We start from the raw sequence: 22,077 nt of genomic DNA, 5'->3' as shown, positions 1-22,077 counted from the left end.
CGCGTGGGTATGCGCAGTTTCTTCGACCGGATCGAGCCGCATTTCACCAAGGGTGGCCGCTATGAGCGGTTCTTCCCGCTTTATGAAATGGTGGAAAGCTTCCTCTATACCCCCCGCACAGTGACGACTGTGGCACCGCATGCGCGGTCCTACATCGACATGAAGCGGATCATGACCTACGTGGTGATCGCGACCATCCCATGTATCCTGATGGCGCTTTATAATACCGGGTTGCAGGTCAATCTTGCTATTGCCGGACACGGTGCGAGCGGCTGGCGTGCGTCCATCATCGAGGCTCTGGGGATTGGTTTCGACGCTTCCAATCCTCTAGCCAACATGCTGCATGGCCTCCTGTACTTCCTGCCAATCTATATTGTCACGCTTGCTGTCGGCGGTGTTTGGGAGGTCCTGTTCGCAACGGTCAGGCGCCATGAGGTGAACGAGGGCTTTCTCGTCACTTCGATGCTGTATACCCTTATCTTGCCTGCCTCGACGCCCCTGTGGCAGGTTGCGCTTGGCATCTCCTTTGGCGTGGTGATCGGCAAGGAAGTGTTCGGCGGCACGGGCAAGAACTTCCTCAACCCGGCGCTGGTGGGCCGCGCGTTCCTGTATTTTGCATATCCCGCACAGATGTCGGGAGAAGCGGTCTGGACACCCGTTGACGGGTTCTCCGGCGCGACGGCACTGGCCGTCGTTGCCTCCGAGGGCCATCAGCAGCTTGCCACCCATGGCATCACATGGATGGACGCCTTCATCGGAACCATTCAGGGCAGCATGGGCGAGACATCGACGCTTGCCTGCATGATCGGCCTTGCCTTCCTGCTGCTCACCCGCATTGCCAACTACCGGATGGTGCTGGGCTGCATGGTGGGGATGATCGGGTTCTCGGCCCTGCTCAACTTCATCGGATCCGACAGCAACCCGGCCTTTGCCATGCCCTGGTACTGGCACCTCGTGACGGGCGGCTTTGCATTTGGCCTGGCCTTCATGGTGACAGAACCCGTGTCCGGTTCCCATACAAACGCCGGCCGCTATGTCTACGGGGCGCTGATTGGCGTGATGGTTGTGATGATCCGTGTGATCAATCCGGCCTTCCCGGAAGGCATGATGCTGGCCATCCTGTTCGGAAATGTTTTCGCGCCCTTGATCGATCATTTCGTCGTCAAGGCCAACATCAAGCGGAGGGCGCGGCGTCTATGAGTGACCAACGCGAAACGCTGACGGCAAACTCGCAGAAGGGGCCGGTCGGCCGCTTCTTCGCCCTGCCTGTCGATTCAACGCCGAAGACGATCTTTGTGGCGGTCGTTCTCTGCCTTGTCGCCTCTATGGTGGTGTCGCTGGCAGCTGTCAGCCTGAGGCCGCTTCAGCAGCAGAATGCCTTGCGCAACCAGCAGATCAACATTCTGCAGGTGGCTGGCCTCTATGAGCCCGGTCAGGACGTTGCCAAGGCTTTTGCCGCGTTTGAGCCGGGTGTTCTTGAGCTGGAGACCGGGCGCCTGACCGGCCGGTTCGACCCGCTCACCTTCGATGACCGTGCCGCAGCGCAGGACCCGGAGCTTTCTGTCGCCCTGACCGATGACCCGGCATCCATCGTGCGTCAGGCCCGCTTCGTGTCTGTCTATATTCTGCGCAACGCCAGTGGTGGTGTGGACAAGGTGGTCCTGCCCATTCATGGCTACGGCCTGTGGTCCACATTGTACGGCTATGTTGCCATCGAGGCGGATGGCCAGACGATCTATGGCCTGCAGTTCTATCAGCATGCGGAAACGCCTGGCCTTGGCGGCGAAGTCGACAACCCGCGCTGGCGCGCCCAGTGGAACGGCAAGTCGATCTACAATGACGCAGGAGATGTGGCGATTACGATTTCGCGCATGACCCCTTCTCAGGGGCAGGAATACCACATCGATGCGATATCCGGAGCCACGCTGACTGGCCGCGGAGTTGAGAACCTCGTCCGCTTCTGGTTGGGCGAGAGAGGCTTTGCTCCCTTCCTCGCCCATGTTCGCGCAGGAGAAATCTGATGGCGCAATCACGCAAGTCCATGCTGGTCGATCCGCTGGTCGACAACAATCCGATCACCCTGCAGGTTCTTGGCATCTGTTCGGCTCTGGCGGTGACAACCTCACTTCAGCTGTCCATCGTGATGGCGCTGGCCGTGACCTTGGTGACATCATTCTCCTCGATGTTCATCTCCATGTTGCGCAACCACATTCCGACTTCCATCCGCATCATCGTGCAGATGGTCGTGATCGCCAGCATGGTGATCGTGGTGGATCAGGTGCTCAAGGCCTATGCCTTCGAGATTTCGCAGACGCTCTCGGTCTTCGTCGGCCTGATCATCACCAACTGTATCGTCATGGGCCGGGCCGAAGCCTTTGCCATGAAGAACCCGCCTGTGGCCTCTTTCATCGATGGTATCGGCAACGGCATGGGCTATGGCCTGATCCTGATGCTGGTGGCCTGCATCCGTGAGCTGTTCGGCTCGGGATCGCTGTTTGGCGTGACAATCCTGCAGACCGTGAACAACGGCGGCTGGTATGTGCCGAACGGCCTGCTGCTTCTGCCGCCGTCCGCCTTCTTCGTCATCGGCCTGATCATCTGGGCCTTCCGCACCTGGAAGCCGAAGCAGGTCGAGAAGCGCGAATACCGCATTCAGGCCGTGGAGCAGCACTGATGGACCAACTCTTATCCCTCGCGGTGAAGGCGGTCTTCGTCGAGAACCTGGCACTGTCGTTCTTTCTGGGCATGTGTACCTTCCTGGCCGTGTCCAAGAAGATCTCGACGGCTCTTGGCCTGGGCGTTTCCGTGATGGTCGTGCAGGCCATCACGATCCCTGCCAACAACCTGTTGCTCACCTATATTCTGGCGCCCGGCGCTCTGGCATGGGCCGGCTATCCGGATGTCGATCTCAGCTTCCTTGGCCTGATCGCCTATATCGGCGTTATTGCGGCCATTGTGCAGATCCTCGAGATGGCGCTCGATAAGTATTTCCCGCCGCTCTACAACGCGCTGGGGATCTTTCTGCCGCTCATCACGGTGAACTGCGCCATTCTCGGCGGCTCCCTGTTCATGGTCGAACGCAACTACAGCTTCCCGGAGGCTGCGGTCTATGGCGTATCCTCCGGCTTCGGCTGGGCGCTGGCCATTGCCGCCATGGCGGGCGTGCGTGAAAAGCTGAAATATTCCGACGTTCCCGATGGCCTGCAGGGCCTTGGGATCACGTTCATCACGGCCGGGCTGATGGCTCTGGCATTCATGTCCTTCTCGGGCGTGAACCTCTGAGGCTGGACAGATGCAGACTTTCACCCTCGGCGTTCTTCTCTTTACCCTGATCGTGCTGGCGCTGGTCACGCTCATCATCCTTGCGCGTGCGCGGCTGGTGTCTTCAGGCAATGTCAACATCACCATCAACGGGGAGCGGACGATTTCGGTTCCTGCCGGTGGAAAGCTCCTGCAGACGCTTGCGGCTGAGAAGCTGTTCGTCCCGTCCGCCTGCGGCGGCGGCGGCACCTGCGCGCAGTGCCGCGTACGCGTGCTGGAAGGCGGCGGCTCCATCCTGCCAACCGAAACCTCCCATATCACCAAGCGCGAAGCGGCCTGCGGCGACCGCCTGTCCTGTCAGGTCGCGGTCAAGCAGGACATGAAGATCGAAGTCCACGACGAGGTCTTCGGCGTCAAGAAATGGGAATGCACCGTCCGCTCCAACAACAACGTTGCGACCTTCATCAAGGAACTGGTTCTGGAACTGCCCGAGGGCGAGGATGTGAATTTCCGCGCCGGCGGCTACATCCAGATCGAGGCTCCGGCGCATGTGGTCAAGTACAGCGACTTTGACGTGGCCGAGGAGTACCGCGAGGATTGGGACAAGTTCAATCTCTGGCGCTATGAATCGCGCGTCGACGAGGGGCTTGAGCGCGCCTATTCGATGGCCAACTATCCGGACGAGAAGGGCATCATCATGCTCAACGTCCGCATTGCCTCGCCTCCGCCGCGCTCCGAAGGCGTGCCGCCGGGCAAGATGTCATCCTTCATCTTCAACCTGAAGCCGGGCGACAAGGTCACCATCTCGGGGCCGTTTGGCGAATTCTTCGCCCGCGACACCAAGAAGGAAATGATCTTCATCGGCGGCGGTGCGGGCATGGCGCCGATGCGCAGCCACATCTTCGACCAGTTGAAGCGGCTGAAGAACCGCGACCGCAAGATCAGCTTCTGGTACGGCGCCCGCTCCAAGCGCGAGATGTTCTATGTCGAGGATTTCGATGGCCTTGCCGCCGAATTCCCGAACTTTGAATGGCATGTCGCCCTGTCCGACGCGCTGCCTGAGGACGAATGGAAGGGCTACACCGGCTTCATCCATAACGTGCTGTACGAGCAGTATCTCAAGAACCATCCCGCACCTGAGGACTGCGAATATTACATGTGCGGTCCCCCGATCATGAACCAGTCGGTGATCAAGATGCTGCTCGACCTGGGCGTCGACCGCGAAGACATCATGCTGGACGATTTTGGCGGCTGATGCTGACAAGAGCCGCCGGGCCAATAAGTGCCCGGCGGCTTTTTCTATGGCAGGGTATTGTTCCGGCTCCAGCAGTGCTTGTGGGCGTTTCAAGGTATGATGCGTCAGCATCCCGGCGGCTTGGTATCAGGCTCCGGCATTGGCCCTGATCAATTATCGAAGCGATAAGGAAAATCGAGTGTCTGATCCTGCTGCCTCCCATTCCACTCCGCAGATCGATGAGACGTGCTTTGCAGCCATCGACGAGGACCGGCTGTTCTCTGCACCTGTCAGCACTCATCCTGCACGGATCCTGATCCTCTACGGGTCGCTCAGGCCACGCTCCTTCAGCCGGCTGTCGGCCGAGGAGGCCGGGCGCATTCTGACGCGGTTTGGCGCCGAGGTGCGGTTCTTCAACCCTTCGGGCCTGCCGCTGGTGGATGATGGGGTGGATGCCAGCCATCCGAAGGTGCGTGAGCTGCGCGATCTGGTGGCCTGGTCGGAGGGCATGGTCTGGTCGAGCCCGGAGCGCCATGGCGCCATGACCGGTCTGATGAAGACGCAGATCGACTGGATCCCGCTGTCGGAGGGGGCGGTGCGGCCGACACAGGGAAAGACCCTCGCCCTGATGCAGGTCTCGGGTGGCTCGCAGAGCTTCAACGCGGTCAACCAGATGCGCATTCTCGGCCGCTGGATGCGGATGCTGACCATCCCCAATCAGTCTTCCATTCCGAAAGCCTTTCAGGAGTTCGACGACGAGGGACGGATGCGCCCGTCGCCCTTCTTCGACCGGATTGTTGATGTGATGGAAGAATTGGTGAAGTTCACGCTCCTGACACGGGGCCGGTCGGACTATCTGGTGGACCGTTACTCCGAGCGTAAGGAAAGCGCCGAGGCTCTGATGAAGCGGGTCAACCAGTCCGCTGCAACATGACATGAACAGCCTCACGCCGGGGCCGCGCAGGTTCAAGCCGGAGCCACAAGGCAACAGGGCCGGGAGATGAAAATGAAGCTGATTGGGGCCGAAGAGGTCAACAAGGTGCTGACATGGCCTGCGCTCGTGGAGGCCATGCGCGTAGCGCACCGGTTGGCCGAACCAGCGGTCAAAGACATGCATCTTGCGTCCGGCACCGGCAATCTTCTGGTCCGTTCAGCCTGGTTCCCGGGCAGGATGCTTGGAGTCAAGGCCGTCACCGTCTTTGCGGACAATCCGCGCGCAACGCCGCCGCGTCCGGCGGTTCAGGGCAGCTTCATCCTGTTTGACGGAGACAGCGGCGCACCGGTGGCCGTCATCGATGGCGCGGCCATCACCGCATGGAAGACCGCCGCAGATTCAGCTCTGGGCGCGGATCTTCTTGCCCGGCAGGATGCAAGTGTTCTGCTGATGATCGGGGCGGGTGCCATGGCCGAACCTCTGATCCGGGCGCATCTGTCCGTGCGGCCCTACAGCACTGTTCTTCTGTGGAACCGCAGCCGGGAAGGGGCGGAGGCGCTTGCCGGCAGGCTCGCCGGTTTGCCGGCGGAGGTGAAGGTCTGCAGTGATCTGCGCGCAGCCATGGGGCAGGCAGATGTCATTTGCAGCGCCACGATGGCGCAGACGCCCTTCATTCCGGGTGATGCGCTGCCCGAAGGCTGCCACCTTGACCTCGTCGGCGCCTACCGCCCGGACATGCGGGAGGCAGATGATACCGCGCTTCAGCGCTCACGCCTCTTTGTCGATTGCCGCGATACCACTGTGGCCGAGATCGGCGAGCTGCTGATCCCGATCCGCAACGGACTCATCACCGCCGGTGATGTTGCGGGCGACCTCTTCGACCTCGTGGCTGGCCGCGCCGGACGGAGCGCAGACACCGAGATCACCCTCTACAAGAACGGCGGCGGCGCCCACCTGGATCTGATCACGGCGCAGCTGATCCATGACTTGCTTGATGGCGTGCCCGGTTGAGAGCGGCAACCTCGAGAGGTTCAAGTACTTGTTTCATTGGCCGGGCGGTCTCGTCTCAGAAAGCCGGCATGACAGGCAGAGACCGGCCGTGGGACCTGTGCCCCGGTATGGAATGGCGTGCGTTTCCGGGCCCATTCGCCCCGTCTTGGCTGGCAGGTGTCATCTTGTGTCCCCCGAGCGGATACAAGCGGGCGGTTCTGGCGCAAGTAGTGCCGCCGTCCCGTGCCCGCAGGGCCGGCGGTCCCATCAGGTCCGGGCCTTACGTGAGCTGCAGGGTCTTTCCGCCGCGCGAAACAGTTCGGGAGACATCGTGCGTGATCTCGACGATAGCCATGTTCTCCCGGAGGTGCTGTTCTTCGATCAAGCTGCGTGCCAGAGCCCAAGCGGACTGGTCAAGACCGCTCAAGGCCTCGTCGAGGAGCAGAACTTCGGGATGGACCAGCAGAGCCCTGACCAGTGCGGCCCGTTGAGCCTGACCTTTGGACAGGCTGCTGGCCGGAGTCTTAGCAAAGGCGGCAATATCCAGCGCTGCCAGCAGAGCTTCCGCTTCCGAGGTGGAGCGGGGCGCAACAAAGCGCAGATTGTCCAGCACGCTCAGGCCTCCAATGAGCCGGGGCTCCGCGAACGCCATGCCAATGCGTTTTGGCCTCGCTATGATGCGGCCGGATGTCGGCTTTGTGAGCCCGGCAATGACCCGCATCAGGCTTGTCTTGCCTGCACCGCTCGGGCCGGTGATATGCAGGCAGTCTCCTGTCTCAATCGCCAATGATATGCAGCTGAAGGCTGGCGCAGGGCGGCCGGGAAACTGCAGTCCGATTTTGTCGCAGGCAAAGAGACTCATAGCTGGTGCCGTTTGTTGACGAGCAATGAGAGCAGTGTTTCTGCGAGCCCGATCAGCAGGAGGATTACCACAACCAGCGCAAACAGGCGGTCGGTCTGCAGCCAGCTTTGCGCCCGCTGCACCGCCGCGCCGAGCCCTTCGGCGCCGGAAAGGAGCTCTGTCAGCAAGGTCACGCGCAGTGCATTGGCGGTTGCGACCCGAAGCGCGGGTCCGAAGGCTGTCCACACGGCCGGTAGAATAATTTGCCGCAACCGGGGCAGCAGTGGCACCTGAAACACGCGCGCCATTTCGGCCAGCTCCGGGTCGATGGCCGACATTCCCTCGGCCACTGCGATCTGGAACACCGGAAGCAGAAGGACGGATACGGTCAGAACAACCGTAACGGTGCCCCCGTCAAACCAGAGAATACAGAGAATGGCGAGGATGGGCGCAGGGATCCCCATCAGCAGCAGGCGCAAAGGGCCAAGGAAGGCGGAGACAAGCCCCCAGCGCCAAGCAAGAAGACCGAGCGGCACCCCTGCTGCCAGCGCCAGTGCCAGTCCAGCAGCAGCGCGGGCGAGACTGGGCAAGAAGGCGTCCCGCCAGAAGCCGGTGTCGGCGAAGAGGCTGCAAAGCGCCTCGAGAACTGCCAGCGGCCCAGGCAGAACTGCAGGCAGGGTTTCGCGCGCTGCAAGCGACCAGAGCAACACCAGGGCCGCCAGCCCTGCCAGAAAGCCTAGCTGACGTGTCATTGGCCGTAGAAGTCCGGCTTTGGCAGCACAGCGCCGATGGCAGCAGGTTCAACTGCCATTAGCTCGGCGTAGAATGCCGCAAGCGCCGGCGCATGTTCCGGCATGGGCAGATCCCGCGCGATGATGCGGCTGTAACCCTCCTGCGCCTGCGCAAGTTCGGGGAAAAAGCGGCTCAGCAACACTGCGGCTGAGCCCGGATCATCAGCCACACGTCTGAACGCGTCCTGATAGGCGCGCCTGAGCTCTGGCCGGCTGGTCAGCGCCGGGTTTATGGCGACCACGCCTGCAGGCGGGCAGTCGGGCAATGCGGTTGCATTCCGCCACAGCTGGCAAAGACCGGCCAGACGGATGAGCCCTGCGTCCTGCGCGATGGCGAGGGATGCCATGGGCTCCGCAAGCAGTGCAGACTCCACCCTGCCTGCGAGTAGCAGTTGCATGCCTGCATTCAGGCTGCCCGTGTAGTATGGCTGCCAGCTTTCAGGCCCCGGCGCCTCGATCCGCCGCATTAGCAGGTCCGGAAGATAACCCTTGAATGGCAATGCCAAACTGGCTCCCTTGAGGTCTGCGAGCGAGCTGACTGGAGCGCCCCGGCCGACCACCGACAAGCTGCCCTCCGTTATGGTGGCTGACAGCAGCGTGAGGTGGATGCCATTGGCCTCAAACAGCGCTGCGGTTGGTGCTGGCATCACCGCCATGGCTGGCGCACCGCCCTGCATCAGCTTGCGAAGGCCTTCCGGGCTTGTCCACGGGCGAAAGGTGAAAGTCACGCCAGCGACAGGCTGTGTCTCGGCCAGGGCTACGAGCGGCGCGCTTTCCCAGATCGGGGGACCCGATAGTACGATCTCTTCAGCTTCCGATTTCAGCGGAACCAGAAAGGCCAGGGCAAGCAGACAGCCGGTCAGAAATGGGTAGCGGCTAGGCATGAGTGTCGTCCTTGCGTGCTGCATCCAGCCGGAACCGGCCGAAAGGAGTGTCGTGTATGGAATGGCTGGCCCGGACAAGGCCTGCTGCTGCCATCGCCCCGGCGATTTCACCATCGGCAAAGGACACGTCCCCTTGCCGCAGGGCAGGGAGCAGGCGCCCGAGCACATGCTCTGGCGGGCTGGTCCGCTGATCCGTAAGAGCCTCGTGAAAGCTGACGAGCACACCGCCCGGCCTCAGGCGCTGTGAGAGCCTGCCGATCAGTTCGGGAAGGCCCTGATCGTGGAAATAGAGCGACATCGAACACCAGATGATGTCGAATGTGCCCTCCGGCAGTGACTGTGTGTAACTGCCCGGCACCACCCGAACGCACAGACCGTCTGTCTCTGCCTCGATCCGTTGCGCCACCGGCGGCAGATCGAACAGCGTGATGCTGAGGTCCGGCCGCTTTGCCAGCAAAAGCCGGGATACCACTGAGGAGCCTGGGCCGACTTCGAGAAGATCAGCCGCAGCCTCCCATTCGGGCAGCCCGGTCAGGCAGGTTACCATGATTTCGGCTGCCAATGCCTGATGGAAGGCGCTGAGAGCCCTGTGGCTTGCATCCCAGTGCGCATCGTCAAACAGACGTCTCTGACCACCTGGGCTGCTGCCTGCAACAAGCGCGTCGAATTGATCGAGCCCTGTGAGACGGGTCTGCGACATGGACCGCAAAGTCTCGACCATGTTGCGGCTGCTGCCGCTGGTCACGAAAGGCAGAATGTCGCTCGCGGTGCAAAATCCGTCCCGTCCCTGTTCCAGAAACCCTGCCGCCACCAATGCCCGCAGAACGAGGCCCAACTGGCGGTCCGGCAGGTTCAGGGAACGGCTGAGCTCTTCCTCTCTCACCGGGTTGCTGCAGCGGTTGAAGATGTCCCTGTCCAGCGCCCACGTCAGGAGTGCGTAGCGGATTGGCCCCTCAAGGGTGGCCAGCAGGCGGCCGGCGCCTGTCTCCCGTTGCAGGTTCACCATGTCAGCCGCCAGTTGAGACCGATCTTGCGCGGGCTGCCATCTTCGGCAACCACGCCGCGCGGTGTGCTTGCGGCGGCGCTATAATAGGCCTCATCGAACAGGTTCTTTGCCCAGAGGGTCAGTTCACCGTTGCCGATCTTGCGCGAAACTTCCGCATCAACGGTCATGTATCCCTTCTGTTTTACGGTGTTGCCGGGATCGAACCAGTAACCGCTTGAGCCGCTCAGACTGATGCGGCCACTCCACACCTCGCCACGGTGGGCGAGGGCGAGACCCCAGGTCACGTCCGGGGCCAGGGGCAGGGCGTTGCCCGACCAGTTGACCGGCATCAGCATACCGGTGGCAACGTTCACCGAGGTGGTTTGGAACGATGTCGCGCGAGCCCGTTGCAAGCCTGCATTTGCAACCAGCTCGAAACCGCGGCCGAGCGGTGCAACGGCTTCTAGCTCAATGCCGTAGATTTTCGCTTTACCGGCATTCGAAATGAACTGTGCTGCACCAGGAATCGTTTCGGTGATCTGCTTGTCTGTCACAGTGGTATGGAAGCCTGTAAGTGCCAGCGAGCCGCCGTTGTCGAGCTGGTGCTTGATGCCTGCCTCGGCGGCCCAGCTGTGCTCGGCGTCATAGCCAAAGCTCGCCGCGCTGTTGGCGAAGCCGTAATTGTATCCTGCCGGCATGTATCCGCGCGCCAGGCTTGCATGCACTGTGGTTGCCCCGGTCAGATCATACGCAGCGGTGAACTTCGGCAGGAGCTCAGTCGTGTTGTCGCTGCCGTTGTAACGCAATCTGGAGCGGGGCGATGTGAAACGCTGCCAGGCACTGGAGGATACATGATCGATCCGCAGGCCTGAGCCCAGGCGGAACCGGTCACTGAGCGCATATTCGGCAAATCCGAACAGGGCGGCACCTGTCTGGTCGATCTCTGTGTGCCTGAATGTGCTCATGGAGCCGAGATCGAAGTCGGCCTTGGTCCATTGGCGGAAGCCGCTTACGCCAAGGGTCCACTTCAGGGCCTCCCCGTTCGCCGAGGTGAGGCGGATTTCTTGCGACACAGTTCTGTCGCTCAGATCCATGCTGGTAACGCCCAGCCGCAGAGGCGAGCCGTCGAAGTCGAGCCTGAAGTCCCGGTCGAACGTGGCAAGGCCGGTGATTGCGGTCAGATCAAAAGTGTCGAAGACGCCGTGATATTCGAAGGCCGAAACGGTGCTGCGCCTGTTCTCGGACGAAGGGTCGGAATAGGCGCTTTGAAACCGCTCCGTCGCCAGAGGTCCGGCAATATAGCGGAACTGTTCCTTGTTGAACTTCTGATCTTCGGCCATGGTTGTGAGACGCAGATGACCGCCATCTGTCAGTTCCCATTCAAGCCCGCCGAAACCGGTGGCACGCCGGGATTTTCCTCCACTCTTGCTGCCGGTAACGGGGTTGCTCATGACGCCCGGATCATGTGCTGCTTCCAGACCGAAGGACAGTCCCGGGCCGTCCTCTATGCGGCCTGACCAGATGGCTGATCCGTTGCCGCCCACGGGCGCTGCGCCTGCATCCGACCCCTCGGCCCCCAGGCTCACCGTGACACCTTCCCGTGTGCCCGGTCTGATCGTGTCGAAAGAGAGAAGCCCGGCTTCCGAATTGCGGCCGAACGCCGTTCCCTGCGGACCCTTGAGCAGTGTTACCGTTTCAGCCGCGAAGAAATGCGGCAGCTGGATTGTGCCCATGGGAAGAGGCACGCCATTGACAAGATATCCGACCGGGTCCGACAGGGCATTGTCAAAGGCCGATATGCCCCGCACGACAAGACGCTCCTGCGCGTTGGCCCGCTGGAAGACCGTGTTCGCCGACCGCGCCACAACGGCATCAAGATCTGGGGTAACCGGCTGATCGAGGTCCCTGTCTGTCAGGACTGTGGCGGTGGTCGCCGATTTTGATGCCATCTCTTCCCAGAAATTGGCAAAGATCTTGATAGCCTTCAGGTCAGTTGCTGCTTCCTCGGCCTGTGGGCTTGCCGGAAGCAGGCTGCTGGCCAGAGCTGTTGTCAATGTGAAGACGGCAACGGGACGCAGCCGCGCGCAAAAGCGTGTATCAGGGGACATGGTCGGGCTCCTTTTCGGAGGGACCCTGTCATGCAGTCAGTCTCTCGGCTTGTAGCTCACGAAAAAGAACTTGCATCGGGCGAAATTTTCAGAGTTTTTGCCTCATATTTTTCCGCCAGGCGCTCGCGGTGGAGCCGAAGCGCTTGCGGAAGGCATTGGACAAATGGCTGGCATCGGAGAAGCCGCAGTCGCCCGCAATCTCGGTCAGGCTGCGGTCCGTGAGACGGACCATGCGTTCTGCAGCCTCCAGGCGCAAGGCGCGCAGCTTCTCGAAAACGGTCATCCCCGTTGCTTTCCGGAAGATCTGGTTCAGCGTGACGTGGCTTAGCCCTGCCTCGCGTTCGATATCCGCCATGGAGATAGTCTCTGCCAGGCGTTCGGCAAGAAGGGCTGTCAGGCGCTGTACCAGCAGCTCAGTATCGCCCGTGACGCAACCCGGACGTGGACACGCGGACAGTTCCTCTATGGCATGGCCGATCAAGGCAAGGCACTGCCCTTCCTTGCGCAGCATCGCTGCCGGAGTTGTGCGCCCGTCCAGAAGGTGTTCCAGCGCGGATTCTCCCGGCACCGGCAGGCGCAGCCGGCGGAATGGTGCGCCCGGTGGCAGCGCCAGATCCAGCAGATGCGATAGAGCCGGGGTGAGCATTTGAACCGATTGCGAGATCACGAGGTTCGAGCAGCCATCTCCCTTTTCCACGATCCTGTGCAGGCGGTGGCCGCCCGAGCGGATAATCCAGCCCTCACCGCCACTGACTTCATGCCGTGCCCCTTGAGGATCGATGAGTACCATCCGCCCGCTGAGGTTGAAGGCAAGGATCAACTGGTCCTCCGGCCGCCGGATCTCGTCCGCATGCCGCTGTGCTGGAGAGAAATGGCTATGAGCCAGCACTAGCCCTCTGCCGATCCGCAAGACATCCACATGAGTGTCGCGATGCAGGCCTGGCAAGGTGACGCAGGCCGCGTGTCCGTTTTCATGCGGCGTGAAGCGATGTGGCTCGATCAGGCTCATGCACCTATTCCCTTGCGGCAGCGCCGGTCTGTTCCCGGTCAGGCGCTGACGGTCTGGCTGTTTCGATTGGTCTGGGAAGGCTGGCTGATGGGCTTGCAGTTTCACCATCTGACATCTTGCCCTTCTTGACAAGCCATGCGCCGCATCGATGGTGCGGTTGCCGGGGCCCGCTCGTGCCGCTGTTCTGCTGCGATGCGGCATAAATGTGCCATAGACAATGTCAGGACGTGCAAGGCGGCCAATCAGACGCTTTTGGCCTTTGCCAGAAGGCCCGGCGTATAGCCAAAGCGGCGGTGTTCACGGCTGTGGCACCTGTTACGGCGGTGTTTTTGTCAGTCGTCTTTCTGGATGAGACTTTTGGCAAGGCGCAAACCCTTGGCATTGCCGCCGTGGCGCTGGCAATACTGATCCTGTTCCTCCCGGCCCTGAGAAGGAACAGCTAGTTCCTGCGAGGACTTGCCCGGTTCATTGCTCTCAAGTGCCTGCCAGGTTCAGAAACTTGCTGACGCATCGCGCCTTAAACGGCTCAGACGCTGCGTGGGCTTGACCAGCGTCCGGTGAGGCAAACTGATCGGGATTTGGCTCGGCGGGGCTAGCGCGCCTCGGCTTTAACAGCTGAAGATTGGGCGCACGCAATGCTTGAGGCGTGCATCACTGAAAGCCCGCCTGAAAGGCGGTTGCCGTCAGAGAGACGTGTGCCTCAAGGGGCGGATGGAGTTCAAACGCTTTCGGCTCGCGAGAGAAGTTCCAAAGCCGCATCAGGCACCACTCGTCCCGCCGCTCATTGGCCACATCCAGCTCGTTGCGGGAGATGTGGAACGGCGTGCGTTCCCAGCCGTTTGTGGTCTTGACCTCGATCAGCCGCAGGCGGCCATCCGGCTGGAAACTGCCGATATCATAGCCTGCGCCATCGCCATCCTCCTGAGAGGTCCAGCGCACCTTGCGGGCCAGATCATTGCGTCCGGCGGCACGCAGCGTGAAGCGTTCATAGTCCAGGACGAATTCTTCACCTGCCTTGCCGAGTGCCCGGTTCCGTTCGTCCCGTCCGGCCACGTCGAACTTGCGGGCTATGCGCAGCATTTGTTCCAGTTCCTGCGGCGGCGGCTGATTGCTTCGGGTCGGGGCGGGGCCAATCCACAGCGCGGAGGGCTCATGCAGGCCGCCGTTTGCAGCAGCACCGTCTTGCCTGCGCTCTGTCCAGCGTGGATTTCTGGCAAGCCACTCGGCTACTGCGTCTTCAAGCGAGGCCTGAAAGTTGAACGCCGGTTTGTAGCCGGAGATCCAGGTTTCGCCAAATCCTTTCAGGACGGCGCTGATGTTCTGGTGCTTGAATTCGACGGAGCCTTCGGTGCGCCCGTTCAGATACGGCAGCAGCGCACGCCGGTGTGCCGCCTTGCTGTACGGCCGCCCAGCGCAATCGTTGGCCAGCATCGCGAAATAGTCCGCGACGATCAGCCTGTTCTCGTCATCTGTCCAGTCTGCGCCAGCCATGAGACCAGGCTACAGGAGCAAAAGACCATTGTCATCATGAGGATGAGCGCAAGCTCTCACGTCTGTGTTTAGCAGATGGATGTGAGTTTGCTTCAACGAAAGAGGAGTGGCGGAGGGGATGGGTCTGATATCCAACCTTCTCCACCCTAAGTCATTGATTTAAATGTATATTAACGACGGCCACACTGGAAGGACAAGGGTCCGTCCGCAACGGTTGGCCCTATCGTAGGGTCGGCAATGATGAGTTGCAGCCGGCTGCATCGATCCTTGATAGCGCCCTCAATCATCCACCAATTGCCCTCGGCGCGAACAGGATGACGGCCGCACCGGCGAGGCAGATTGCGGCACCTGTCAGGTCCCAAGTGTCGGGACGCTGCTTCTCGATGAGCCACAGCCAGAGGAGCGAGGCGGCGATATAGACCCCGCCATAGGCTGCGTAGGCCCGCCCTGCGAAATCGGAGGGGGCGAGGGTCAGGAGCCAAGCGAAGACGGCCAGGCTCAGGAGGCCGGGGACCAGCCAGAGCGCGCTCGCTCCTTGCCGCATCCAGGCCCAGACCGCAAAGCAGCCCGCAATCTCGGCCAGCGCGGCGCCGGCGTAGATTGCGAGGGTGCCGGGTGCGTTCACGATGCCCCCTCGCTCTCCGGATGCCGGTGGTCGGTTGCGCATAGCGAATGGTCGCCCAGAACTTCGATGACCCGGCAATCGGCGATCCGACCGCCTGCGCATTGCACGACCATGCGCTCAAGTTCGACTTTCAGCGCCGTCAACCGGGCAAGGCGGCTTTCAACCTCGGCCAGTTGTGCCTTGGCGATGGCATCGGCGGCAGCGCAGGACTGATCCGGTCTGTCGGACAGGCTCAGCAGGTCGCGGATCGCCTCCAGCGTGAAGCCCAGATCCCGCGCGTGCCGGATGAAGGCCAGCCGCTCCAGCGCCCTGCGGCCGTAGAGCCGCTGGTTTCCCGCACTGCGCTCGGCCTCGGGCAGAAGGCCGATCTGCTCGTAATAGCGGATGGTCGGCACCTTGACGCCCGCCTGCGCCCCGAGCTTTCCGATGGTCAGCATCAGATTCCCCTTGAAGCTATAGTTGCTAGAGACATTAGGTTCCGGATTCGATGAACACAACTGCCTCTCGGGGCCGAGGGAAGACGATGACGGAAGCAAGAAGCGAAGCCGCCTGTGATTGGACCGTGACAGGCATGGACTGCGGGTCCTGCGCGACCAAGATCAAGGATGCGGTGGCGCGCCTGCCGGGGGTGAGCGGCGTCGAGGTTGGCATCATGTCGGAGCGCCTGCGGCTGACGCTGGATGAGGCGCAGACCGGGCGCGACAAGATCGAAAAGACCGTCCGGGCGCTTGGCTACCAGATTGCGCCGCGCGCTACCGGTGCGAAGAAGGATTTTGTGCTGCCTGGCGCCCATGACGGGCACGGCCATGACCATGCGGCACATGAGGACCACGATCACGCCGGGCACGACCACGGCCAGAAGGCCGCAAGCGCAAAAGGCGACGACAGCGGCCACGGCAGCCCCGGCCACGTTCATGACGACCCCGCCGATCGGGGCAAGCGCTGGTATCAGACGGCCAAGGGCAAGCTGGTGATCTTCACCGCGCTGTTGCTCGGTGCCGCCTGGATCATCGAATATCTCGCACCCGAGATCGGCAAATGGGCCTTTGTCGCCGCCTGTCTGATCGGCGTGGCCCCGGTGGCGCAGCGCGCCTTTGCGGCGCTGCGGATGGGACAGCCCTTCACCATCGAAAGCCTGATGACGATTGCCGCCGTCGGGGCGCTGTTCATCGACGCTGCGGAAGAGGCGGCGCTGGTCGTCTTCCTCTTCGCCGTGGGCGAGGTCCTGGAGGGCGTCGCGGCGGGCAAGGCGCGGGACGGGATCCGGGCCTTGGCGAACCTTGTCCCGAAGACTGCGCAACTGATCGCCGGCGACACCACGCGTGAGGTGCCCGCCGCAAGCCTGACCATCGGCCAGACCGTGCTTGTCCGCCCCGGAGACCGGATTCCGGCCGATGGCGAGATCGTGGACGGCACGTCGGGCGTGGATGAAAGCCCGGTCACCGGCGAAAGCGTGCCCAAGACGCGGGGCCCCGGGGATGCGGTCTTTGCCGGGGCGATCAACACCGAGGCCGCGTTGCGGGTGCAGGTCACCAAGGGCGCGGAAGACAACACCATCGCGCGCATCATCCGGCTGGTCGAAGAGGCCGAGGAGGCGCGTGCGCCGACCGAGCGCTTCATCGACCGCTTCAGCCGCTGGTACATGCCCGCCATCGTCGCGGTTGCCGCGCTGGTGATCGTGGTGCCGCCGCTGGCCTTTGGTCAGCCTTGGGACACCTGGGTCTATCGCGGCCTTGCGCTCTTGCTGATTGGGTGCCCCTGCGCCTTGGTCATTTCGGTCCCTGCCTCCATCGCCTCGGCCCTGTCCACCGGCGCGCGCCGCGGGCTGCTGATGAAAGGGGGCGCCGTGATCGAGGCGGCGGCGAAGGTCGGGTTTGTGACCTTCGACAAGACCGGGACGCTGACCCATGGTCGCCCGCAGGTGACGGATGTGGTGCCGTTCGGGGCAACGACCGAGGCCGAGCTTCTTGCCGTTGCTGCGGGCGTCGAGACGGGGTCGAGCCACCCGCTGGCGATTGCGATCCTGAACAAGGCCAAGGACGCGGGCGTTTCCGCGCTGCCCTCGCAAGACGCCAAGGCGCTGATGGGCAAGGGCGTTGTTGCAACCGTGGGCGGCGCTGCGGCCTATGTGTCCTCGCCCCGTTATGCGATGGAGCATGGCGGGCTCGATGGCATCGGTCTTCGACAGGCAACGATCTTTGAAGAGGACGGCAAGACCGCCGTCGCCGTGTTCCGCGAAAAGACCCCGCTCGGCCTGATCGCCATGCGGGACGAGCCGCGCGCGGATGCCAAGGACGCGGTGCGCCAGTTGACGGCTATGGGGGTGACCTCGGTGATCCTGACCGGAGACAACCCGCGCACGGCCGCCGCCATCGCCGGAAGCCTCGGGCTGAAGTTCGAAGCCGACATGATGCCCGAGGACAAGCTCGCCTATATCCGCGAGATCGGCACCAAGGACGGAGTGATGATGATCGGCGACGGCATCAACGACGCACCGGCGCTGAAGCAGGCAAGCGTGGGCGTGGCGATGGGATCGGGCACCGATGTAGCTTTGGAAACCGCCGATGCGGCGATCCTGCGCGACCGGGTGACCGACATTCCCGCCACGATCCGCCTGTCGCGCGCTGCAATGGCCAACATCCGTCAGAACGTGACCATCGCACTTGGGCTGAAGGCGGTGTTCCTCGTGACCTCGGTCTTCGGCCTGACCGGCCTCTGGATCGCTATTCTGGCCGATACCGGGGCGACTGTGCTGGTGACGCTGAACGCGTTGCGCCTGCTCAGGTTTAACCCGGAACGGGAGGCGTAAGGCGATGATCTCCGGTTTCGGCTGGGCCGCACTGGCCCTTCTCTTCGGCTATCTGGCCCTGTTCTTCTGGGGCAGCGCGCTGGCCGCTCAAGCCGCCGGCCGGCCGGTCTGGCTCTTCGCCCGCGCCACAGGGCGCGACCGTCTGGCCGCCATCGGGTTCCGCGTGGCCTTTGCGCTCGCCTTCTTCGGGCCACTTCTCTGGCTCGCCGTGCCTATCCTGCACAAGATCGATCCGCTTTGGACCGAGGGGCGCGCCCTCCTCCTTGGTCTGGTCGGGGTCTTTGTCGCAGGGCTCGGCGCGATGGTGGCCTTTGCCGCGCAGATGTCGATGGGATCCTCCTGGCGCGTCGGCGTGGTGGGCGGCGAGACGGGCGATCTGGTCTCGGGCGGGCTTTACCGCTTCAGCCGCAACCCGACCTTTGTCGGGCAAGCGGCGCTGCTGGCGGGTGTTGCCATGGCGGTTCCGGCAATCCCTACAGTCATGGCCTCGCTCCTGTTCCTCTGGTCTGCCAGCACGCAGGTCCGGTCCGAAGAGGCTGCCCTTCGCATGGCAATCGGGCCGGACTACGACCAATACACCGCATCGGTTCCCCGCTGGATCGGCATGAAGGGCAAGACTGTTCAATGACCAAGGCGATGCTAATTTCCCTGATCGCTGCCGCAGTGGTGGCAGACCAGTTGACCAAGGCAGCGGCACTATCGCTGCTGTCGCAAGGGACGGCGGTCCCTGTCTTTCCGAGTTTCAACCTCTCCCTCGGGTTCAACACAGGCGCGAGCTTTGGCGTGATGGGTGGGATCATGTCGGGTAAGCCCCTTCTGATGGCCGCGCTGACGGGCGCACTGACCATCGCCTTCGCCGTCATGGCATTCCGGGCGCAGCAAGCGCTGGAACGTGCCGGCTTTGCACTGGTCGTGGGCGGGGCGCTTGGCAACATCATCGACCGGCTGCGACAGGGTGCCGTGACTGATTTTCTCGATTTCTATTGGCGTGACTGGCACTGGCCCACGTTCAACGTCGCCGATATTGCGATCACCTTGGGCGCGGTCCTGATCCTCGCCGCCTCCCTTCCCCTTCGCCGCCGCAAGGAGCCGGTTCTTGACCAAAGCTGACCCGGAAACCCTATCGCGCGACGATCTTGCCCTGACCGCCGCCTTCCTGATCGCGCTGGCGGCCACCCTTGGCGCGCTCTTCATCGGTGAAGTGCTGGGCCAGATGCCGTGCACGCTCTGCTGGTATCAGCGCATCGCCATGTTCCCGCTGGTGCCTATCCTTGGCCTGTCGCTCTGGCGGGGCGACGGAATGGCGCGTGCCTATGGCTTGCCGTTGGCCCTCGCCGGGTTGGCGCTGGCGGCGTGGCATTCGGGGCTTCACGCCGGCCTCCTGCCTGCCCCGATCGTTCCCTGCACCGAAAATGGTCCCTCCTGCACTGGCGAGGCGCAGATGATCCTTGGCCTGCCGATCCCCTATCTTTCCGCGGTCGCCTTTGCGGCGATCCTTGCCTGTCTCATCCTTCCGAAAGGACACCGCCCATGAACCGCCGTACCCTTCTGATCGGGTCCTCCGCACTCGGGCTTGCCGCCTTCGCGGGTGGCGCCTTCGTGCTGAACCAGCGCCGTGCCGCCGAGGCGGAAGCGGCAGCCGCCGCAGCGCCTACGGCCGACCAGGCGCTTCTGGTCCGGGAATATTCCCCCAGCTTCGGACCCGCCGATGCGCCCGTCACACTGGTCGAATTCTTCGATCCGTCCTGCGAGGCCTGCCGCGCCTATCACCCGGTGGTGCAGGAAATCCGGCGGCAGTTCCCGACGCAGGTCCGCGTCGTGTTGCGCTATACCGTCTTCCACGAAGGATCGGACGAAGCCGTGCGCATCCTTGAGGCCGCGCGGATGCAGGACAAGTTCGAGCCGGTGCTGGATGCGCTGCTGGAACAGCAACCGGGCTGGGCCGTGCATGGTGCGCCGCAGATGGACGTGGCCTGGGAAATCGCCGGGGCCGCGGGGCTCGATCTCGAAAGGGCAGAAAGCGACAAGCTGTTTCCGGGGATCACTGGCATCCTCAACCAGGACGCAGCCGACGTGGAGGCCCTGGCCATCCGCCAGACGCCGACCTTCTTTCTGAACGGCAAGCGGCTGGAGAATTTCAGCGCCGACAGCTTGATCGCCGATGTGCGGTTCGCAGTCGAGAACAGCTGAGGCCGATCAGGACCGATTGGCGAAGGCCGCGAAGAGCGCCAGCGTTCGTTCGCTGACGTGATGCTCGATGCCTTCGGCGTCGCGCTCTGCCGTCTCGGGGTCAAGGCCTAGGCTGATCAGAAAGCGCAGCACGATCTCGTGCCGACGCCGGCATTCCTTGGCCAGCGCGCGGCCCGCGTCCGTCAGAAAGACCGACCGATACTTCGCGCGGGTGATAAGCCCCTCGCGCGCCAGCCGGTCGAGGGTCTTGCTGACCGTCGGCACCTTCACGCCAAGGCGGGCGGCGATGTCCACCGGCCGCGCTTCGCCCTGTTCATGGATCAGTTCGGCGATCAGCTCGACGTAATCCTCGGCCAGTTCATTCCGCCGTGCCTCGCGCACGCCCTGAAACGCTTCGGTGCGCGGGTCTGCGGGGCCGTCGAGCGGCGCGGTGCGGGTGTCAGGGTCGAACTCGGTCATCTGCAGAGTGTCGCATGGGATGGATTGACAAGTAAAGTCGCGGGGCAGATTGTTAGCACTGTCTAACTTTATGCGCCACGTCTTGTCGGGATCGTGACGAAACCCGGGAGCGCCCTAAACCATGTCCACCCCAGCCTGGCGACAAGAGCGCGAGACGCCCTCACTTTCCGAGGTCTTCCGCACCATTGCTGTCGGCAACGGCGGCACCAGCCGGTTCCGCCGGTTCCTCGCCTTCATCGGCCCCGGCTATCTGGTGGCCGTGGGCTACATGGACCCCGGCAACTGGGCGACCTCGCTCGCCGGCGGGGCGGCCTTCGGCTACACGCTGCTGTTCGTAGCCCTTCTGTCGAACATCATGGCGATCCTCCTGCAATCGCTCTGCGCGCGGTTGGCGGTCGCCTCGGGTCGCGATCTGGCGCAGGCCTGCCGCGATGCCTTCCCGAAATGGATGTCGGTGCCCCTTTGGGTTTTCGCCGAGCTGGCCATCATCGCCACCGACCTGGCCGAGGTGATCGGCACCGCCATCGGCCTGAACCTGTTGTTCGGCATTCCTCTGGAGATCGGTATCTTCATCACCGCCGCAGACGTGTTCCTGATCCTGTGGCTGCAGAACAAGGGCTTTCGCTGGATCGAGGCGCTGATCATCTCGCTGATGGCGCTGATCGCGGCCTGTTTCGTCGTGCTGATCGCGCAGGCCGACCCGGTCTGGGGCGAGGTGATCGCCGGGTTCGCCCCAAGCAGCGAGATCGTCAGCAACCCGACGATGCTCTACCTCGCGCTTGGCATCATCGGGGCCACGGTCATGCCGCATAACCTCTATCTGCATTCGGGCATCGTGCAGACCCGAGCCTTTGGCATGGACCTGCCCGCCAAGCGCGAGGCGCTGCGGTTGGCGACCTGGGACAGCACCATTGCGCTGATGTTCGCGTTGACGATCAATGCCTCGATCCTGATCCTTGCCGCTGCCGCCTTCTACACCGTCGGCGAAAATGACGTGGCCGAGATCGACAAGGCGCACCTGTTGCTGGAGCCGCTGCTGGGGTCGTCACTGGCGCCGGTCCTGTTCGGGGTGGCGCTTTTGTGCGCAGGCCTGAACTCCACTGTCACAGCCACGATGGCCGGGCAGATCGTGATGGAAGGCTTCATTCGGCTGCGCATCGCCCCCTGGGCGCGGCGGCTGATCACCCGCGGCCTTGCCATCATCCCGGCGGTCTTCGTGATCCTGCTCTACGGCAGTGAGGGCGTGGGTGAGCTGCTGATCCTGAGCCAGGTGGTGCTGTCCTTCCAACTGCCCTTCGCCATCGTGCCTTTGGTCATGTTCACCGCCAGCCGCGCCAAGATGGGTGATCTGGTCGCCCCCCGCTGGCTGACGGGCCTCTGCTGGTTGATCGCCGCCGTCATCATCGTGCTGAACGTGAACCTGTTGTCGACCGTGCTTTTGGGCTGACCCTTCACCCTTCGGTGAG

Annotated in this window: 24 protein-coding genes; 14 read left to right on the top strand and 10 right to left on the bottom strand. The window is 62.9% G+C overall.

The window, feature by feature from the left end:
• The first annotated feature begins 3 nt into the window (after positions 1-3).
• The 7 genes from V6L75_RS16285 to V6L75_RS16255 all read left to right on the top strand — a co-directional run bounded on the left by V6L75_RS16285 (position 4) and on the right by V6L75_RS16255 (position 6,440).
• Entirely contained in the window at positions 4-1,200 is a 1,197-nt protein-coding gene (locus tag V6L75_RS16285; RefSeq protein ID WP_334252540.1) for an NADH:ubiquinone reductase (Na(+)-transporting) subunit B, read from the top strand.
• The gene (locus tag V6L75_RS16280) at positions 1,197-2,021 is read left to right on the top strand and encodes a Na(+)-translocating NADH-quinone reductase subunit C (protein ID WP_334252539.1); all 825 of its coding nucleotides are present in this window, start codon (positions 1,197-1,199) and stop codon (positions 2,019-2,021) included. The genes V6L75_RS16285 and V6L75_RS16280 overlap by 4 nt, the downstream gene beginning before the upstream one ends.
• Entirely contained in the window at positions 2,021-2,674 is a 654-nt protein-coding gene (locus tag V6L75_RS16275; protein ID WP_334252538.1) for an NADH:ubiquinone reductase (Na(+)-transporting) subunit D, read from the top strand. The genes V6L75_RS16280 and V6L75_RS16275 overlap by 1 nt, the downstream gene beginning before the upstream one ends.
• Positions 2,674-3,282, top strand: a complete 609-nt coding sequence (gene nqrE, locus V6L75_RS16270) for an NADH:ubiquinone reductase (Na(+)-transporting) subunit E (protein ID WP_334252537.1) — start codon at positions 2,674-2,676, stop codon at positions 3,280-3,282. The genes V6L75_RS16275 and nqrE overlap by 1 nt, the downstream gene beginning before the upstream one ends.
• 10 nt (positions 3,283-3,292) lie before the next feature.
• On the top strand, positions 3,293-4,516 hold the full coding sequence (gene nqrF / locus V6L75_RS16265; RefSeq protein WP_334252536.1) for an NADH:ubiquinone reductase (Na(+)-transporting) subunit F: 1,224 nt from the start codon (positions 3,293-3,295) through the stop codon (positions 4,514-4,516).
• A 178-nt stretch (positions 4,517-4,694) separates the two neighbouring features.
• Positions 4,695-5,429, top strand: a complete 735-nt coding sequence (arsH, locus tag V6L75_RS16260; RefSeq protein WP_425498798.1) for an arsenical resistance protein ArsH — start codon at positions 4,695-4,697, stop codon at positions 5,427-5,429.
• A 72-nt stretch (positions 5,430-5,501) separates the two neighbouring features.
• Entirely contained in the window at positions 5,502-6,440 is a 939-nt protein-coding gene (locus tag V6L75_RS16255) for an ornithine cyclodeaminase family protein (protein ID WP_334252535.1), read from the top strand.
• 259 nt (positions 6,441-6,699) lie between these two features.
• Here V6L75_RS16255 and V6L75_RS16250 read toward each other — a convergent pair whose 3' ends face one another.
• The 6 genes from V6L75_RS16250 to V6L75_RS16225 form a co-directional block, all read right to left on the bottom strand.
• A complete protein-coding gene (locus tag V6L75_RS16250; RefSeq protein WP_334252534.1) occupies positions 6,700-7,281 on the bottom strand; it encodes an ATP-binding cassette domain-containing protein in 582 nt (193 codons plus the stop codon).
• Positions 7,278-8,012: an ABC transporter permease gene (locus tag V6L75_RS16245; protein WP_334252533.1), complete on the bottom strand. Its 735-nt coding sequence runs from the start codon at positions 8,010-8,012 to the stop codon at positions 7,278-7,280. Before V6L75_RS16245 ends, V6L75_RS16250 begins: the two co-directional genes overlap by 4 nt.
• On the bottom strand, positions 8,009-8,935 hold the full coding sequence (locus tag V6L75_RS16240; protein ID WP_334252532.1) for an ABC transporter substrate-binding protein: 927 nt from the start codon (positions 8,933-8,935) through the stop codon (positions 8,009-8,011). The genes V6L75_RS16245 and V6L75_RS16240 overlap by 4 nt, the downstream gene beginning before the upstream one ends.
• On the bottom strand, positions 8,928-9,941 hold the full coding sequence (locus V6L75_RS16235) for a class I SAM-dependent methyltransferase (RefSeq protein WP_334252531.1): 1,014 nt from the start codon (positions 9,939-9,941) through the stop codon (positions 8,928-8,930). Before V6L75_RS16235 ends, V6L75_RS16240 begins: the two co-directional genes overlap by 8 nt.
• Entirely contained in the window at positions 9,935-12,028 is a 2,094-nt protein-coding gene (locus V6L75_RS16230; RefSeq protein WP_334252530.1) for a TonB-dependent receptor, read from the bottom strand. The genes V6L75_RS16235 and V6L75_RS16230 overlap by 7 nt, the downstream gene beginning before the upstream one ends.
• Before the next feature lie 88 nt (positions 12,029-12,116).
• Positions 12,117-13,037 (bottom strand): AraC family transcriptional regulator, encoded by a 921-nt coding sequence (locus V6L75_RS16225; RefSeq protein ID WP_334252529.1) that lies wholly within the window; start codon positions 13,035-13,037, stop codon positions 12,117-12,119.
• Positions 13,038-13,240: 203 nt separating this feature from the next.
• Between V6L75_RS16225 and V6L75_RS21090 the strand changes: the two genes are divergently transcribed.
• Complete coding sequence (locus V6L75_RS21090) at positions 13,241-13,480, top strand: EamA family transporter (RefSeq protein ID WP_425498799.1); 240 nt, start codon at positions 13,241-13,243, stop codon at positions 13,478-13,480.
• A gap of 208 nt (positions 13,481-13,688) precedes the next feature.
• On the opposite strand, the gene V6L75_RS16220 is transcribed toward V6L75_RS21090, so the two are convergent.
• The 3 genes from V6L75_RS16220 to V6L75_RS16210 all read right to left on the bottom strand — a co-directional run bounded on the left by V6L75_RS16220 (position 13,689) and on the right by V6L75_RS16210 (position 15,590).
• The gene (locus tag V6L75_RS16220; RefSeq protein WP_334252528.1) at positions 13,689-14,528 is read right to left on the bottom strand and encodes a protein NO VEIN domain-containing protein; all 840 of its coding nucleotides are present in this window, start codon (positions 14,526-14,528) and stop codon (positions 13,689-13,691) included.
• Positions 14,529-14,811: 283 nt separating this feature from the next.
• Positions 14,812-15,153, bottom strand: coding sequence for a YnfA family protein (locus tag V6L75_RS16215; RefSeq protein WP_334252527.1), 342 nt, complete (start codon positions 15,151-15,153; stop codon positions 14,812-14,814).
• Entirely contained in the window at positions 15,150-15,590 is a 441-nt protein-coding gene (locus V6L75_RS16210; RefSeq protein WP_334252526.1) for a MerR family transcriptional regulator, read from the bottom strand. Before V6L75_RS16210 ends, V6L75_RS16215 begins: the two co-directional genes overlap by 4 nt.
• Before the next feature lie 86 nt (positions 15,591-15,676).
• On the opposite strand from V6L75_RS16210, the gene V6L75_RS16205 reads away from it, so the two are divergent.
• The 5 genes from V6L75_RS16205 to V6L75_RS16185 are packed head-to-tail and all read left to right on the top strand — an operon-like array spanning position 15,677 to position 20,152.
• Positions 15,677-17,962, top strand: a complete 2,286-nt coding sequence (locus V6L75_RS16205) for a heavy metal translocating P-type ATPase (RefSeq protein ID WP_334252525.1) — start codon at positions 15,677-15,679, stop codon at positions 17,960-17,962.
• A gap of 4 nt (positions 17,963-17,966) precedes the next feature.
• Positions 17,967-18,590, top strand: coding sequence for a methyltransferase family protein (locus tag V6L75_RS16200; protein WP_334252524.1), 624 nt, complete (start codon positions 17,967-17,969; stop codon positions 18,588-18,590).
• Positions 18,587-19,072: a signal peptidase II gene (lspA, locus tag V6L75_RS16195; RefSeq protein WP_334252523.1), complete on the top strand. Its 486-nt coding sequence runs from the start codon at positions 18,587-18,589 to the stop codon at positions 19,070-19,072. The genes V6L75_RS16200 and lspA overlap by 4 nt, the downstream gene beginning before the upstream one ends.
• Positions 19,059-19,496, top strand: coding sequence for a disulfide bond formation protein B (locus V6L75_RS16190; RefSeq protein WP_334252522.1), 438 nt, complete (start codon positions 19,059-19,061; stop codon positions 19,494-19,496). The genes lspA and V6L75_RS16190 overlap by 14 nt, the downstream gene beginning before the upstream one ends.
• Positions 19,493-20,152: a DsbA family protein gene (locus V6L75_RS16185; protein ID WP_334252521.1), complete on the top strand. Its 660-nt coding sequence runs from the start codon at positions 19,493-19,495 to the stop codon at positions 20,150-20,152. Before V6L75_RS16190 ends, V6L75_RS16185 begins: the two co-directional genes overlap by 4 nt.
• A 6-nt stretch (positions 20,153-20,158) precedes the next feature.
• Here the strand turns inward: V6L75_RS16185 and mntR are convergent, their stop codons facing one another.
• A complete protein-coding gene (mntR, locus tag V6L75_RS16180; RefSeq protein ID WP_334252520.1) occupies positions 20,159-20,611 on the bottom strand; it encodes a manganese-binding transcriptional regulator MntR in 453 nt (150 codons plus the stop codon).
• Positions 20,612-20,732: 121 nt separating this feature from the next.
• Here mntR and V6L75_RS16175 point away from each other — a divergent pair, with 121 nt between their 5' ends.
• A complete protein-coding gene (locus V6L75_RS16175) occupies positions 20,733-22,058 on the top strand; it encodes an Nramp family divalent metal transporter (RefSeq protein ID WP_334252519.1) in 1,326 nt (441 codons plus the stop codon).
• Positions 22,059-22,077: the final 19 nt, after the last annotated feature.

Source organism: Pannonibacter anstelovis, from assembly GCF_036881715.1.
Taxonomy (GTDB): domain Bacteria; phylum Pseudomonadota; class Alphaproteobacteria; order Rhizobiales; family Stappiaceae; genus Pannonibacter; species Pannonibacter anstelovis.
The sequence above is the reverse complement of the archived record's forward strand: the minus strand, read 5'-3'. Positions and strand labels throughout refer to the sequence as shown.